At 59.4% G+C, this 13,497-nt stretch carries 12 protein-coding genes; 3 read left to right on the top strand and 9 right to left on the bottom strand.

The features are described 5' to 3' along the window. Positions 1-27: 27 nt before the first annotated feature. On the bottom strand, positions 28-945 hold the full coding sequence (gene metR / locus PI739_RS12780; RefSeq protein WP_003431263.1) for a transcriptional regulator MetR: 918 nt from the start codon (positions 943-945) through the stop codon (positions 28-30). A gap of 106 nt (positions 946-1,051) precedes the next feature. On the opposite strand from metR, the gene PI739_RS12775 reads away from it, so the two are divergent. The 3 genes from PI739_RS12775 (at position 1,052) to PI739_RS12765 (ending at position 3,617) form a co-directional block, all read left to right on the top strand. Then, complete coding sequence (locus tag PI739_RS12775; protein WP_054082111.1) at positions 1,052-1,786, top strand: uroporphyrinogen decarboxylase/cobalamine-independent methonine synthase family protein; 735 nt, start codon at positions 1,052-1,054, stop codon at positions 1,784-1,786. A 123-nt stretch (positions 1,787-1,909) separates the two neighbouring features. Beyond that, positions 1,910-2,902, top strand: a complete 993-nt coding sequence (locus PI739_RS12770) for an alpha/beta fold hydrolase (RefSeq protein ID WP_054082112.1) — start codon at positions 1,910-1,912, stop codon at positions 2,900-2,902. A 67-nt stretch (positions 2,903-2,969) separates the two neighbouring features. Continuing rightward, positions 2,970-3,617 carry a DsbA family oxidoreductase gene (locus PI739_RS12765; protein ID WP_054082113.1) on the top strand — a complete coding sequence of 216 codons (648 nt, stop codon included), beginning with the start codon at positions 2,970-2,972 and terminating at the stop codon, positions 3,615-3,617. Positions 3,618-3,797: 180 nt separating this feature from the next. Here PI739_RS12765 and aauR read toward each other — a convergent pair whose 3' ends face one another. The 8 genes from aauR to PI739_RS12725 all read right to left on the bottom strand — a co-directional run bounded on the left by aauR (position 3,798) and on the right by PI739_RS12725 (position 13,450). Next, positions 3,798-5,126, bottom strand: a complete 1,329-nt coding sequence (gene aauR / locus PI739_RS12760) for a two-component response regulator AauR (protein ID WP_003363630.1) — start codon at positions 5,124-5,126, stop codon at positions 3,798-3,800. Between the two features lie 10 nt (positions 5,127-5,136). Further along, positions 5,137-7,044 carry a two-component sensor histidine kinase AauS gene (gene aauS, locus PI739_RS12755; RefSeq protein WP_003431254.1) on the bottom strand — a complete coding sequence of 636 codons (1,908 nt, stop codon included), beginning with the start codon at positions 7,042-7,044 and terminating at the stop codon, positions 5,137-5,139. 60 nt (positions 7,045-7,104) lie between these two features. After that, entirely contained in the window at positions 7,105-7,839 is a 735-nt protein-coding gene (locus PI739_RS12750) for an amino acid ABC transporter ATP-binding protein (protein ID WP_003363626.1), read from the bottom strand. Further along, entirely contained in the window at positions 7,836-8,504 is a 669-nt protein-coding gene (locus tag PI739_RS12745) for an amino acid ABC transporter permease (RefSeq protein WP_170846026.1), read from the bottom strand. The genes PI739_RS12750 and PI739_RS12745 overlap by 4 nt, the downstream gene beginning before the upstream one ends. Continuing rightward, positions 8,501-9,247 (bottom strand): amino acid ABC transporter permease, encoded by a 747-nt coding sequence (locus PI739_RS12740; protein ID WP_003363624.1) that lies wholly within the window; start codon positions 9,245-9,247, stop codon positions 8,501-8,503. The genes PI739_RS12745 and PI739_RS12740 overlap by 4 nt, the downstream gene beginning before the upstream one ends. A 128-nt stretch (positions 9,248-9,375) precedes the next feature. Continuing rightward, positions 9,376-10,290: a glutamate/aspartate ABC transporter substrate-binding protein gene (locus PI739_RS12735; protein WP_003363622.1), complete on the bottom strand. Its 915-nt coding sequence runs from the start codon at positions 10,288-10,290 to the stop codon at positions 9,376-9,378. A 345-nt stretch (positions 10,291-10,635) separates the two neighbouring features. Then, positions 10,636-12,174: a glycerol-3-phosphate dehydrogenase gene (glpD, locus tag PI739_RS12730; protein ID WP_054082114.1), complete on the bottom strand. Its 1,539-nt coding sequence runs from the start codon at positions 12,172-12,174 to the stop codon at positions 10,636-10,638. Positions 12,175-12,694: 520 nt separating this feature from the next. Continuing rightward, positions 12,695-13,450: a DeoR/GlpR family transcriptional regulator gene (locus PI739_RS12725; protein WP_003363617.1), complete on the bottom strand. Its 756-nt coding sequence runs from the start codon at positions 13,448-13,450 to the stop codon at positions 12,695-12,697. Between the last annotated feature and the right edge of the window lie 47 nt (positions 13,451-13,497).

Below are 13,497 nucleotides of genomic sequence, written 5' to 3'. Positions count from 1 at the left end.
GCGAACCCTATTTCAGCGAATCAGGTGTCAGCGAACCACACTCACCCCGTCGAGCGTCGAAAACGAGGTGTCCTTGGCTGTCAGCAGGAAGTCACGCATGTACGGTGCGTCGAGCATGTCGGCGCGGATACCGGCGTAGAGCGTCGCGAACAGTCCTTTCTCGCCCAGCCGCTTGGCCTTCACATAGCCGCGTGAGCTGTATTCATGCAGCGCCCAGTGCGGCATGCCGCAGACCCCGCGCCCGCTGGCGACCAGTTGCATCATCATCACCGTCAGTTCTGATGTTCGTACCTGTGCCGGTTCGATGTCGGCGGGTTCCAGAAAGCGCGTGAAGATATCCAGCCGGTCGCGTTCCACCGGGTAAGTGATCAGCGTTTCAGTCAGCAAGTCTTCCGGGACGATGTAAGGCCTGCTTGCCAGCGCGTGTTGATTGGCCACCGCCAGCATCGCTTCATAGGTGAATAGCGGCACATAGGTGATGCCGGGCAATTCCAGCGGGTCGGAGGTCACCACCAGGTCCAGATCGCCACGCGCCAGGGCAGGCAAGGGTGCGAACGAGAAGCCGGAAGACAGGTCCAGTTCCACCTCGGGCCAGGCATCGCGGAACTGGTCGATGGTCGGCATCAGCCACTGAAAACAACTGTGGCACTCGATTGCCATGTGCAGCCGTCCCGCCGTACCACCCGCCAGTCGAGCGATGTCGCGCTCGGCACTGCGCAGTTGCGGCAGCATGGAGTCGGCCAGTTGCAGCAGGCGCAAACCGGCGCTGGTAAAGCGCACCGGTTTGGTCTTGCGCACGAACAGCGGCATGCCCATGCGCTCTTCCAGCTCTTTGAACTGATGGGACAGCGCCGACTGCGTCAAATGCAGGCGCTCGGCTGCTTCCACAAGGCTGTCGGCCTCGCGCAGGGCATGCAGGGTTTTGAGGTGGCGTATTTCAAGCACGTTCAGTGCTCCATGAGCAGTATTTGTGATCAACACGAAAAAAATGAGTTTGTCTCATGTTGTGTCAGCTGTCGACAATAGGCCCATCTTTTATGGAGGACGCATCGTGGCCCTGACTCAACACCCTGACTATTTTCACATTGGCGCAGACCGTGAATTGCAGCACGCTCTGCAGGCTTTCTGGAAACAGGATCAGGGTGTTGCGACAACTGATGCCGAACTGCGCAACTGGCTGATGGCGCGTTACCCGCAGCAGGTGCCACACCTGAAACGCGACCAGCGTTTTCAGCCCGCTTGGGCACCGCTGCTGGCGAGCGTCGCCGAAGCGTGCGAGCAAGGCCGCAAACCTGCGTTGATCGGTCCTCTGACACTGCTCTGGCTAAGTGACGTTCAGGGTGAAGAAGTGGATCGCCTCGACCTGCTGGAGCATCTGCTGCCGGTGTATGGCGAGATCTTCGGGCGTCTGGCGGCGCGCGGTGTCGAGTGGATTCAGATCGACGAACCGATCCTGGCGCTCGACCTGCCGCTGGCATGGAGCAACGCCTTCGAACGTGCCTATCACATTCTTCAGTATTCGCCGTTGAAGAAGCTTATTGGCCTCTATCACGGCGACCTGCGGCCCAACCTGGGTGTCGCGGCCTTGCTGCCGGTTGCAGGGTTGCATCTGGACAGCGTGACCGAACCGGAGCTGCTGGCCCCGGTGTTTGATCGTCTGCCGGTTTACAAGGTTCTGTCCCTGGGCGAGTGCGATACGCATTCGAACTGGCATCAGGAATCGCTCCTCGAAGCGCGCGCCCGTTTTGGGGAAAATCTGATGGTGGCGGACCAGGTCGCTGCGTAACGCAACACCCGATTAACGACCGCTCAGCGCCATTCATCAAACTGTCACGCAAGTGTGGCAGCGCGCTTGGGGAAACATCATCAGACTCGCGGCCTACTGGGGATCTGTTTTTTGGTGTTTTTCATGCGGGTTTTAATTTTTCTGGCCGCGCTTCTGTGCGGCTTGCCGTCTTTTGCGGCCGATCGTTGTGATACCGATGTTCCTGTACAGATGGCTGACCTCAAGGAAGTGCGGATTGCGTACCAGAGTATTGGTAGCGAGTCCGATCCTGCCTTGCTGTTGGTGATGGGGCTGGGCGGGCAGTTGATTCATTGGCCGGACGAGGTCGTGGTCGCGTTGTGTCAGCAGGGCTATCGGGTCATTCGCTACGACAATCGCGATGTGGGTCTGTCTTCTTGGGTACAACAGCCAGCGGATGCCAATCTGACGTTCGAAGTGCTGCGTTATAAACTTGGCCTGCCTGTCTCGGCACCCTATTCGTTGACTGATATGGCCGACGATGCGCTGGGGTTGATGGATGCATTGCAGATTCGTCAGTTTCACGTGTTGGGCGCGAGCATGGGCGGCATGATCGCTCAGCATCTGGCTGATCTGGCGCCGTCGCGGGTCGAAAGCCTGACACTGATCATGACCAGTTCCGGTGCGCAGGGTCTGCCCATGCCCAGTGCCGCGTTGATGCAACTGCTGGCGCGGCGCGGCGCGCCCAATCGGGAAGTGGCGATCGAGCAGCAGGCCGATTTGCTTGCGGCGCTGGGCAGCCCGCAGGTCAAGGATGATCGCCAGCAACTGCTGCATCAGGCGGCCGTTTCCTATGACCGGGCGTTCAATCCCGAGGGCGTGAAACGCCAGATCATGGCGATTCTGGCCGAGCCCAGTCGCGTGGAACTGCTGAACCGTCTGCGTCTGCCGGTACTGGTGGTTCATGGTACGGCTGACCCGCTGTTGCCGGTCATGCATGGCGTGCATGTGGCCGCGCACATTCAGGGCAGCCAACTGCGCCTGATTCCGGGTCTGGCACACCGTTTTCAGGAGGCCTTCAAGGCGCCGTTGCTTGGTGCAGTGCTGCCGTACCTGAAAGCCCAGCATGAAGACGGTCGCAACCTGGCTCAGTTGTAAGTCTGCCTGGTTGTCAGGCATGGGCAGAGGTGTATCGTGTGGCCTTTGCTTACCGAAAAGGGCCGACATGACAACTGCACTGAAGATCGACTTCATCTCCGATGTTTCCTGCCCCTGGTGCGTCATTGGCCTGCGCGCGCTGGATCAGGCACTGGAGGCACTGGGGGATGAGGTGCAAGCGCACATTCACTTCCAGCCTTTCGAGCTGAACCCGAACATGCCTGCCGAAGGGCAGGACATCAAAGAGCACATCGCCGAAAAGTACGGCTCCACGCCGGAACAGATCGAAGGTATTCACCAGACCATCCGTGAACGCGGTGCTGAACTCGGCTTCACTTTTGCCAGCGGCGAGCGGCGTATCTACAACACGTTCGACGCCCATCGCCTGCTGCACTGGGCCGAACAGCAAGGCAAGCAGCACGCGTTGAAGCAGGCGTTGTTCGAGGCCTATTTCAGTGACCTGAAAGACCCGTCCGATCACCAGACTCTCGCGGATGTGGCGCAGAATGTCGGCCTGGACCGTCTGCGTGCTCAGGCCATCCTGGACAGTGACGAGTACACCTCCGAGGTTCGCGAGGCCGAGCAGCTCTGGACGTCTCGCGGTATCACCTCCGTGCCGACCATGGTCTTCAACGACCAGTACGCCGTCTCTGGCGGTCAGCCGGTCGAGGTATTCGTCAGCGCAATCCGCCAGATTATCGGTGAATCGCAGTAACGTACTGCCCGTGCGGGATCGGACGCAGCGCGTCCGGAAGGCATGCCCACGCGGAGAATGGGCACGACAGGTGTCTTGAGGACGCCTAGCGTTCCGCACGCTCCAGCGTGGGAATGCAGTGGGTCACGCTCTGCGTCACAGATCTGCGCTACGCCGCACGTTCAGGATCGGGCGCAGTGCTCAAAGCCCGTATTTCTTGACCTTGTCAAACAGTGTGGTCTTGGCCATGCCCAGTTCCTGACTGGCCTGGCTGAGGTTGCCGCCGCTGCGTTGCAAGGCGTCGCCGAGCAACGAGCGCTCGAAGGCTTCGACCGCTTCGGCAAACCCCAGGCTCTGGTTTTCACTGACCGTGCCTGACTGCTTGAACGCTGGCAGGCCAAGGGCAAAGCGTTCAGCCACGTTGCGCAGTTCGCGTACATTGCCCGGCCAGTCGTGGCTCATCAGGTTCGAACTGGTCTGTTGATCCAGCACGGGCGGTTCGCGGTCGAAGCGTAACGACGACAACTGCAGGAAGTGTTCGAACAGCTGCAGAATGTCTTCGCGGCGCTCACGCAAGGGTGGCAGTTCAAGCGTGACGACGTTCAGGCGGTAATACAGGTCGCTGCGGAACTGATTGGTCTTGCCCAAGGCATTCAAGTCGGATTTGGTTGCCGCTATGACCCGGCAATCCACGGCAACGCTCTGGTTGGAACCCAGCCGCTCGAGGGTTCGCTCCTGCAGGACGCGCAACAGCTTGATCTGCAGATTGACCGGCATGCTTTCCACTTCATCGAGAAACAGCGTGCCGTTGTGCGCGTGTTCGATCTTGCCGATGCGCCGTTTGCCCGCGCCGGTGAAGGCGTTGGCTTCATGGCCGAATATTTCCGACTCGAACAGGCTTTCCGCCAGCCCGCCACAGTTGAGCGCCACGAACTGGCTGTCCTTGCGCCGACTGAAATCGTGCAGGCAGCGCGCGACCAGTTCCTTGCCCGTGCCTGTTTCGCCTTCGATCAGTACGTTGGCCGAGGTGTCGGCGACGTTGGCAATCAACGCACGCAGGTTTTGCATGGCCGGGGAGCGGCCGATGATCCGGCCCTCCAGCGAATCGCGCTCGGCCAGTTGCTTGCGCAACGCCCACACTTCACGGGCCAGGCCGCGTTGTTCCAGTGCGCGTCGGGTGACGTCCACCAGACGCTCTGGAGAAAAGGGTTTCTCCATGAAATCGTAAGCGCCATCGCGCATAGCGTTGACGGCCATGGTGATATCGCCATGGCCGGTGATCAGCACCACCGGCAGGCTGCTGTCACGTGCCTTGAGACGGCTCAGCAACGCCAGGCCGTCGATGCCCGGCAAGCGAATGTCGCTGATGACGATACCGGCGAAGTTGTCACCGATGCGCTTTAGCGCCTCTTCAGCGCTGGCAACGCCTTCGCTGGCGATGTCCTCCAGCGCCAGGGCCTGCTGGCAACCGAGCAATACATGCGGATCGTCTTCAACGATCAGGACAGTCAGGTCGCTGTTTATGCTCATGGGTGTCGTCTCATGTCGGGCTGTCCGGGTGGCGGGCATCGGGGATAAACGGCAGGCTCAGGACAAACGTCGTACCGCCGTCCTGCGGATGCTCTGCGCTCAGGCTGCCTCCGGCTGCGGCGGCAAGGCTCGCCGACAGCGTCAGGCCCAGCCCCAGGCCTTGTTCGCCCGGTTTGGTGGTGAAGAAAGGTTCAAACAGATGCTTGCGCGCCTCGGCGTCGACGCCGCGCCCGTTATCACGTACCCGCAGACGGTATCGGCCTTCGACAACCGATCCGCTGAGCCATAACTCCGGTTGCGGCAGGTCGAACATGGCATCCAGTGCGTTGCCGATCAGGTTGACCAGAATCTGTTCCAGGCGGGTCTGGTCGATGGTCAGGGTGGCGTCGACGAAGTCTCGATGCACTATCAGGCCGGACTGCTCCAGACGCACGCTCAGCAACTGCGCCGCCGCATCGACAGCCTTGCTCAGTTGCGCCTGGCCCTGATCGTCGCCGCGTCTGGCGAATGCGCGCAGGCTGGCGGTGATGCGGCCCATGCGGTCGACCAGGTCATTGATGGTACGCAGGTTGGTACTGGCGGTATCCAGCGCACCTCGTTCCAGAAAGCGCACGGTGTTGCCGGACAAGGTGCGCAGTGCGGCCAGAGGCTGGTTCAGCTCATGCGCGATGCTGGTCGACATCTGGCCGATGGCTGCCAGCTTGCCGGCCTGTACCAGCTCGTCCTGCGCCTTGCGCAAAGTGTCTTCGGCCTGCCTTCGTTCACGAATCTGCGCCTTGAGGCGTTCGTTGCTGGCCCGCAGGTGTTCGGTGCGCTCGGTGATCTTGCGTTCCAGTTCGTTGTTGGCCGCCTGCAGCGCTTCCCTGGCAGCAAGCCGGGTCGAGATCACTTTGCGCCGCTCGTTCCAGGCAATCAGCAGAAAGGTCACCAGCGCGCAGGCCACGGCGACCAGCATGCCCTGGTTGGCCGCTTCACGGCGCAGATCCTCCAGCGGAGTAAGCAGTGTCAGGTGCCAGGCGGTGTCATTCAGCGGGCGGCTCTGGGCCAGATAACTGACCTTTTTGTGTTCGCGGTCGACACTGATGTTGGCGGGGAAAACCAGTGTTTCGACGCCTTCAGACAAGGTTTCCCGTTCCAGTGGCACCAGTTCGTTGAGCGGCCACCAGTAATATTGCAGGCTGCGAGCCAGGCGCTCCTTGATCTCGGCAGTGAGCGGACGTACTGATTTCAGACGCCGAGCCGGGTCGCTGGAGAGGATGATGATGCCATTCTCGTCGCTGACAAATGCCTCCAGGCGCGCCCGCTGCCAGCGTTCTTCAAGTGCTTCGAGGCGTACCTTGATCACCGCAACGCCGATGATGCGGCCTTTGTCTTCCAGCCCATGCGCCAAGTAATAGCCCGACTCACCGGTGGTGGTGCCGATCCCGTAAAAGCGCCCGGGCAGGCCGCGCACGGCATCCTGAAAGTAGGCACGGAAAGACAGGTCTTCGCCCTGATAACTGTCGGCGTCACGCCAGTTGCTGGTGGCCAGCACACGTCCGGTGGTGTCCATTACGTAAATGGCACGGCTGCGGCTGCGTCGATTCAGCCCTTCGAGGTAGCGGTTGACCTGCTGCTGAAGCTCGGGTCCCGGTTCGTTCAGCAACTGCGACACGCTGGATTCCAGTTCCAGCACGCTGGGCAGGTAGGTGTATTTGCTGATTTCGCTCTCGACCGTGCGGGCGTGCAGCTCCAGTTGGCGTTCGCCGGTTTCGCGTAGTCCCTTGATGGCGCTGTGTTCACTGACCAGATAGGCGATATAGCCCAGCCCGATCATTAGCATGAGGATCAGCGGCGGTAGGAACAGTTGGCGGATCAGACGGGGTTTCACGGCGAGTGATGGCGGGGCGGCGCGATAAAGAGTGGGGTCGCATTTCATCACAGTCGTCCTGGACCGAACAGCTGCCCGCGGATGAGCGGGCAGCCGTTAAAGTACTGCCTAGTGCTGCAGAATCTTGGCGAGGAATTGTTGGGCACGCTCCGAGCGTGCGCTGACGTCACCGAAAAATTCTTCCTTTGCACAGTCTTCGACAATCTGTCCCTTGTCCATGAAAATCACCCGGTTGGCGACTTTGCGCGCGAAGCCCATTTCGTGGGTCACGCACATCATGGTCATGCCTTCCTGGGCCAGTTGCACCATCACATCGAGCACTTCATTGACCATTTCCGGGTCGAGCGCGGACGTGGGTTCGTCGAACAGCATGACCACCGGGTCCATCGCCAGCGCGCGCGCGATGGCGACACGCTGTTGTTGCCCGCCGGAAAGCTGGCCGGGGTGCTTGTGCGCATGCTCGGAAAGGCCGACGCGCTCCAGCAGCTTCAGTCCCTTCTCGGTGGCTTCGGCCTTGCTGCGGCCCAGCACCTTGATCTGCGCGATGGTCAGGTTTTCGACAATGCTCAGGTGCGGAAACAGTTCGAAGTGCTGAAACACCATACCGACCCGCGAGCGCAGTTTCGGCAGGTTGGTCTTCGAATCGGAGATCGATGTGCCGTCGACAACGATATCGCCTTTCTGGAACGGTTCCAGCGCGTTGACACATTTGATCAGGGTCGATTTGCCGGAGCCGGACGGGCCGCACACCACAACCACTTCGCCCTTGCTGACCTCGGTGCTGCAATCGGTCAGTACCTGGAAGTCCCCATACCACTTGTTGACGTTTTTGATGGAAATCATACGGCAAACCTTTTTTGCAGGCGCTTCACCAGCAGCGAGGCGGCAAAGCTGATCGTGAAATACACCAGACCGGCAATGATCAGGAACTCGTTGGCGCGCCCGATGATGTCGCCACTGGAGCGCGATGCGTTGAGAAAATCGACGAGGCCGACGGTGTACACCAGAGAGGTGTCCTGAAACAGAATGATGCTCTGTTGCAGCAGCAGCGGGGTCATTTTGCGAAAGGCCTGGGGCAGGATGATCAGTCGCATCATCTGCGAGTAATTCATGCCCAGCGCCTGAGCAGCGCCCATTTGCCCCTTGGAGATCGACTGCACGCCAGCACGGACGATTTCGCAGAAGTACGCGGCTTCGAACATCATGAAGGCCACGACGCAGGAGGCGAACGCACCGATGGGCGTGTCTTCACCGGTAATCCAGCGCAGCACGAACGGCACGGCCAGGTAGAACCAGGTGATCACCAGCAGCAGCGGGATCGAACGGAAGTAGTTCACGTAGGCACCGGCCACATTGGCCAGCAGCTTGTTCGATGACAGGCGCATCAAGGCCAGCAGCGTACCGAGTACCAGGCCGCCGATGACACCCATCGCCATCAGCTTGAGGGTCATGACCATGCCGTTCCACAGGCCGGGAATGGCCGGAACGATTCCAGTGAAGTCCATTATTTGCCCCCCAGTGAGATGAGTCCCGGTACGGCGACTTTCTTCTCGATCACACGCATCAGCAGCATCAGGCTCATGTTCAGCGTGAAGTAGATGAGGGTCGCGAGGGTGAAGGCCTCGAACAGGTTGGCGGAGAATTCGGCGGTCTGCTTGGTCTGCGCAAGCAGCTCCATCAGGCCGATCAGCGACGCGACCGAAGAGTTCTTGAACACGTTCAGGAATTCGGAGGTGAGCGGCGGAATGATGATCCGGTAAGCCTGCGGCAACAGCACGTTCCAGTAGATCTGTGGCAGCTTGAAGCCCATGGCGCGTGCGGCCGATTCCTGGCCCTTCGGCAGTGCTTCAATGCCGGTACGCACCTGTTCGCAGACCCGGGCAGCGGTGAACAGGCCAAGGCAGACCACTACGCTGAGGAACGCGGAGGTGGTCGGGTTCAGGTCCTGCTTGTACCACTCCTGCAGGTTTTCCGGCAGCAGGTCGGGCACCAGGAAGTACCAGATGAACAGCTGCACCAGCAGTGGCACATTACGGAAGATTTCCACGTATACCGTGGCGATACCTGACACCAGACGGTTTGGCACGGTGCGCATGACGCCCAGCACCGAACCCAGTATCAGGGCAATGATCCAGGCAATGACAGCGATCGCGATGGTCCAGCCCAGGCCGGAGATGAACCAGTCCAGATAGGTCTCGCTGCCGACGCCGGTGGACTTGAAGAATACGCCCCAGTCCCAGTTGTAATTCATCAGGGTCTCCCCCTCTTTTTATTGCTATCGAAATGCACGCACTGTCGTCTGTCGAGAATGACGAGGCGATCCCGGACGAGCGCTGCCCGCCCGGGATGCCGTCAGTTCAGACTGGCTGAACCGGTCTCTCAGGCTTTCTTGTCGTCAGCTGGCTTATCGGTCGGGTTCTGAATCAGTTCCTTGAGCTTGTCGCTCATCGGGAAATTCAGGTTCAGACCTTTCGGAGGGACAGGGGACATGAACCACTTGCTGTAGATGGCGTTGATGTCGCCCGACTTGTAGGTAGCGACAATGGCGTCATCCACGGCCTTCTTGAACGGGGCATCGCCCTTGCGGACCATGCAGCCGTAGATCTCGTAGGATTGCGCTGTACCGGTCACTGCCCAGTCGTCCGGCTTCTTGGCCTTGGCCATTTCGCCTGCCAGCAGCGCGTCGTCCATCATGAAGGCGACTGCACGGCCGGACTCGAGCATCTGGAAGGATTCACCGTGGTCTTTGGCGGAGATCACGTTCATGCCCATCTGCTTGTCAGCGTTCATCGCCTTGAGGATGCGCTCGGACGTGGTGCCCGCCGTGGTGACGACGTTCTTGCCTTTCAGGTCGTCGAAATCCTTATAGCTGGAATCCTTTTTCGACAGCAGGCGCGTGCCGACTTCGAAGATGCCGATGGAGAAATCGACTTGCTGCTGGCGCTCGACATTGTTGGTTGTCGAGCCACATTCCACATCGACGGTGCCGTTCTGAACCAGCGGGATACGGGTCTGCGAAGTCACCAGGTTGTACTTGACCTTGAGGTCAGGCATGTCCAGGTCTTTTTTGATGGCTTCGACGATTTTCAGCTGGATGTCATGGGAGTAGCCCATCGGCACGCCAGAGGCATCAGCGATGTAGGAAAACGGGATGGAGGCGTCACGATGGCCCAGCGTAATGGTGCCGGATTCCTTGATCTTCTTCAGAGTGCCAGTGAGTTCGGCGGCGAAAACCGGCGTGCTGATCAGAGCGGCAGCGATGGCTGCGCCCAACAGGTGGGGAACGATGCGCATGGGTGAGTCCTTGATGTCATTTTTTATTGATGGGGCCGCAATCAGAGTCGGCCCGCTTGTTGGCGAATGCTTCAACGGCGTCCACATCCAGACACACGCTCTTGTCGAAACGCTCGGTTCAGAATGTAGAGCATGAGTCGTGCCAGACCGTTTGTAGAATTCAACGCGCTGAATTTAAAAGGGTTTTTTTAGATCGGCTCTGATGCTACGGACAAATGCGTCCGGGAAGCCGAATAAAGCGGGGGCGATTGTTCGGAAAACCGAATGGAAAGGGGGGCGGGAGGATGGCAGTAAGGAGGGAAACCTGTTCACCGCACGATGGGTGAACAGGTTGCAAGCAGATTATCAGGCGGCTTCGAAAGAGGTTTTGTTGCGCACGACGGTTTCCAGGTAGCTGCTCACGGCGGCCTGTTCCTCAGGCGTCATGAACAGGCCCAGCTTGGTGCGGCGCCACAGGATGTCTTCGATGCTGGTGGCCCATTCCTGATCGCACAGGTAATCGACCTCGCGGGTATACAGGCCTGCACCCAAATGCTGACCAAGGTCTTCCAGACTTTGCGCGCCCTCCAGCAAGCGCCAGCTGCGGCTGCCGTAAGTGATCGACCAGCGCTTGGCGATAGGCGCGGGCAGCCAGCTGAAGCGGCGGGTCATTTCTGTCGCCAGCGCTTCGGCGGTGGTCATGTCTTCGCCGCCAGGCAGGGCAGCGTTGGCCGTCCAGCTCGGTTTCATCTGTTTGAAGAACGGTGCCAACTGCGCCATCGCCGATTCTGCCAGTTTGCGGTAGGTGGTCAGCTTGCCGCCGAACACCGACAGAATTGGCGCCTCGTCCGCGCCGCCTGACAACGAAAGCGTGTAATCACGGGTAATGGCAGAAGGATTATCGGACTCGTCGTTGCACAGCGGGCGCACGCCAGAGAATGTGTGGAGCACGTCTGCGCGACTCAACTGTTTCTTGAAGTGGTCGTTGGCCACTTTCAGCACGTAATCCATCTCGCCTTCGGTGATGTCCACCTTGTTCGGATCGCCCTGATACTCACGGTCAGTGGTGCCGACGATGGTGAAGTGCTCCAGGTACGGAATCGTGAACACGATGCGCTTGTCTTCGTTCTGCAGAATAAACGCGTGCTCACCCTCGTAGAGTTTCGGCACGATCAGGTGGCTGCCTTGAATCAGGCGGATGCCGTAAGCCGAATCGAGCTTGAGGTCTTCACGGATGAACTTGGCTACCCACGGGCCTGCCGCATTGACCAACGCCTTGGCGTGGATCGAGAACAGGCTGCCGTCGCTGCGCTCAAGATGCAGATGCCACATGCCCTTGATACGGCGGGCGCTGACACAGCGGGTCTGAGTATGAATGTGCGCACCGTTTTCACGAGCGGACATGGCGTTGAGCACTACCAGGCGCGCGTCGTCGACCCAGCAGTCGGAATATTCGAAACCGCGGGTGATGCTCGAGTTGAGCGGGCTGTCCGCACCGAAATGAATGGTCCGCGATGCGGGGAGTTTTTCGCGCTTGCCAAGGTTGTCATAAAGGAACATCCCGGCACGAATCATCCAGGCCGGACGCAGGTGTGGGCGGTGAGGCAGCACGAAGCGCATTGGCTTGACGATGTGCGGCGCTTTGGCAAGGAGCACTTCACGTTCTGCCAGTGCTTCACGCACCAGGCGGAATTCGTAGTGCTCCAGATAGCGCAGGCCACCATGAATCAGCTTGCTGCTGGCCGAAGACGTATGGCTGGCCAGGTCGTCCTTTTCGCAGAGAAAAACCGAGAGGCCGCGACCGGAGGCATCCGCTGCGATACCGACACCGTTGATGCCACCGCCAATAACGGCAATGTCGTAGACCTCTGAGAGGGGCGGGGTTGGCACGTTGGTGTGGGGCATTGGTGGCCTCCTGGACAATTCGTGAGCAGTGCTCGAAAGGCGAATCTGAACATTAATGTTCATTTTCGAAAATCATAGCTCAATAAAATGACCCTTGCCAGCACGTATCGATTGAAAATACTGATGATGGTGTCAGGAAAAGAACAAATATGAACATTGTAGGGCGGGAATTGTTACCGGGAGGATCGGTGCACTGCCTGCACTGAATTGCTCTGGATCAACGATCTGCGCTGCATCGCTTGAACCGGGGAGGACGCAGAGCGTCCGGAACGGCATACCTACGCAGAGCATGGGTACGATAGTGTTCTTCAAGACACCTATCGTTCCTCACGCTCCGGCATGGGACTGCCTTGGGTGACGCTCTGCGTCACAGATGCGTGCTGCGCCATATGTACACAAGTCTTGTGGGAGCGAGCTTGCTCGCGAAGAGGCCGGTACAGACTCCAGAAAATAGGGCGCTCGACGCACCGTCTTCATGAGCAATGCGGACCGCCGCGCGAGCACCGCTCGCGCCTGACAATCACACCACTTCCAGACGAATCTTGTGCTGATTCAGCAACTGCTGCAGTGCGGGCACGGGTGGCTGGTCGGTGACCAGGCAATCGATGAGGGTGATCGGCCCCAGGCGGACCATGGCGTTGCGTCCGAACTTGCTGGAGTCAGCCGCCAGCAGCACTTTGCGTGCGTTGGCGATGATCGCCTGGGACACCCGTACTTCCTGATAATCGAAATCCAGCAGGCTGCCGTCTTCGTCGATGCCGCTGATGCCCACCAGGGCAAAGTCCACTTTGAACTGGGTGATGAAGTCGATGCTGCCCTGGCCCACCACGCCACCGTCACGTCGCACATTGCCGCCTGCTATCAACACCTCGAAATCATCCTTGGTGCTGAGGATCGACGCCACATGCAGGTTATTGGTGATGATCTTCAGATTGTTGTGGTTGAGCAACGCACGGGCGATGGATTCGGTGGTGGTACCGATATTGATGAACAACGAGGCGTTGTCCGGGATCTGCGCGGCGATGGCCTCGGCGATCCGTTGTTTTTCATCGCGCATCTGGTCCGCACGCATGGCGTAGGCAGTATTTTCGATGCTGGAGTCATAGGCCGCGCCGCCGTGGTAGCGGCGCAACAGGTTCATTTCCGCCAATTGATTGATATCACGGCGAATGGTTTGTGGGGTCACGACGAACAGCGTCGCCATCTCCTCGATGCTGACATAACCACGGTCACGGACCAGTTCGAGGATCTGTTGTTGGCGGGGAGGCAGGTTCATTGTTTTTCCTTGGACGCCCTCTACAAATGGCGCCCATCATGCCGCAG

The organism is Pseudomonas cerasi (assembly GCF_027983475.1).
GTDB lineage: Bacteria > Pseudomonadota > Gammaproteobacteria > Pseudomonadales > Pseudomonadaceae > Aquipseudomonas > Aquipseudomonas cerasi.
This window is presented reverse-complemented; position numbering and strand designations above follow the sequence as displayed.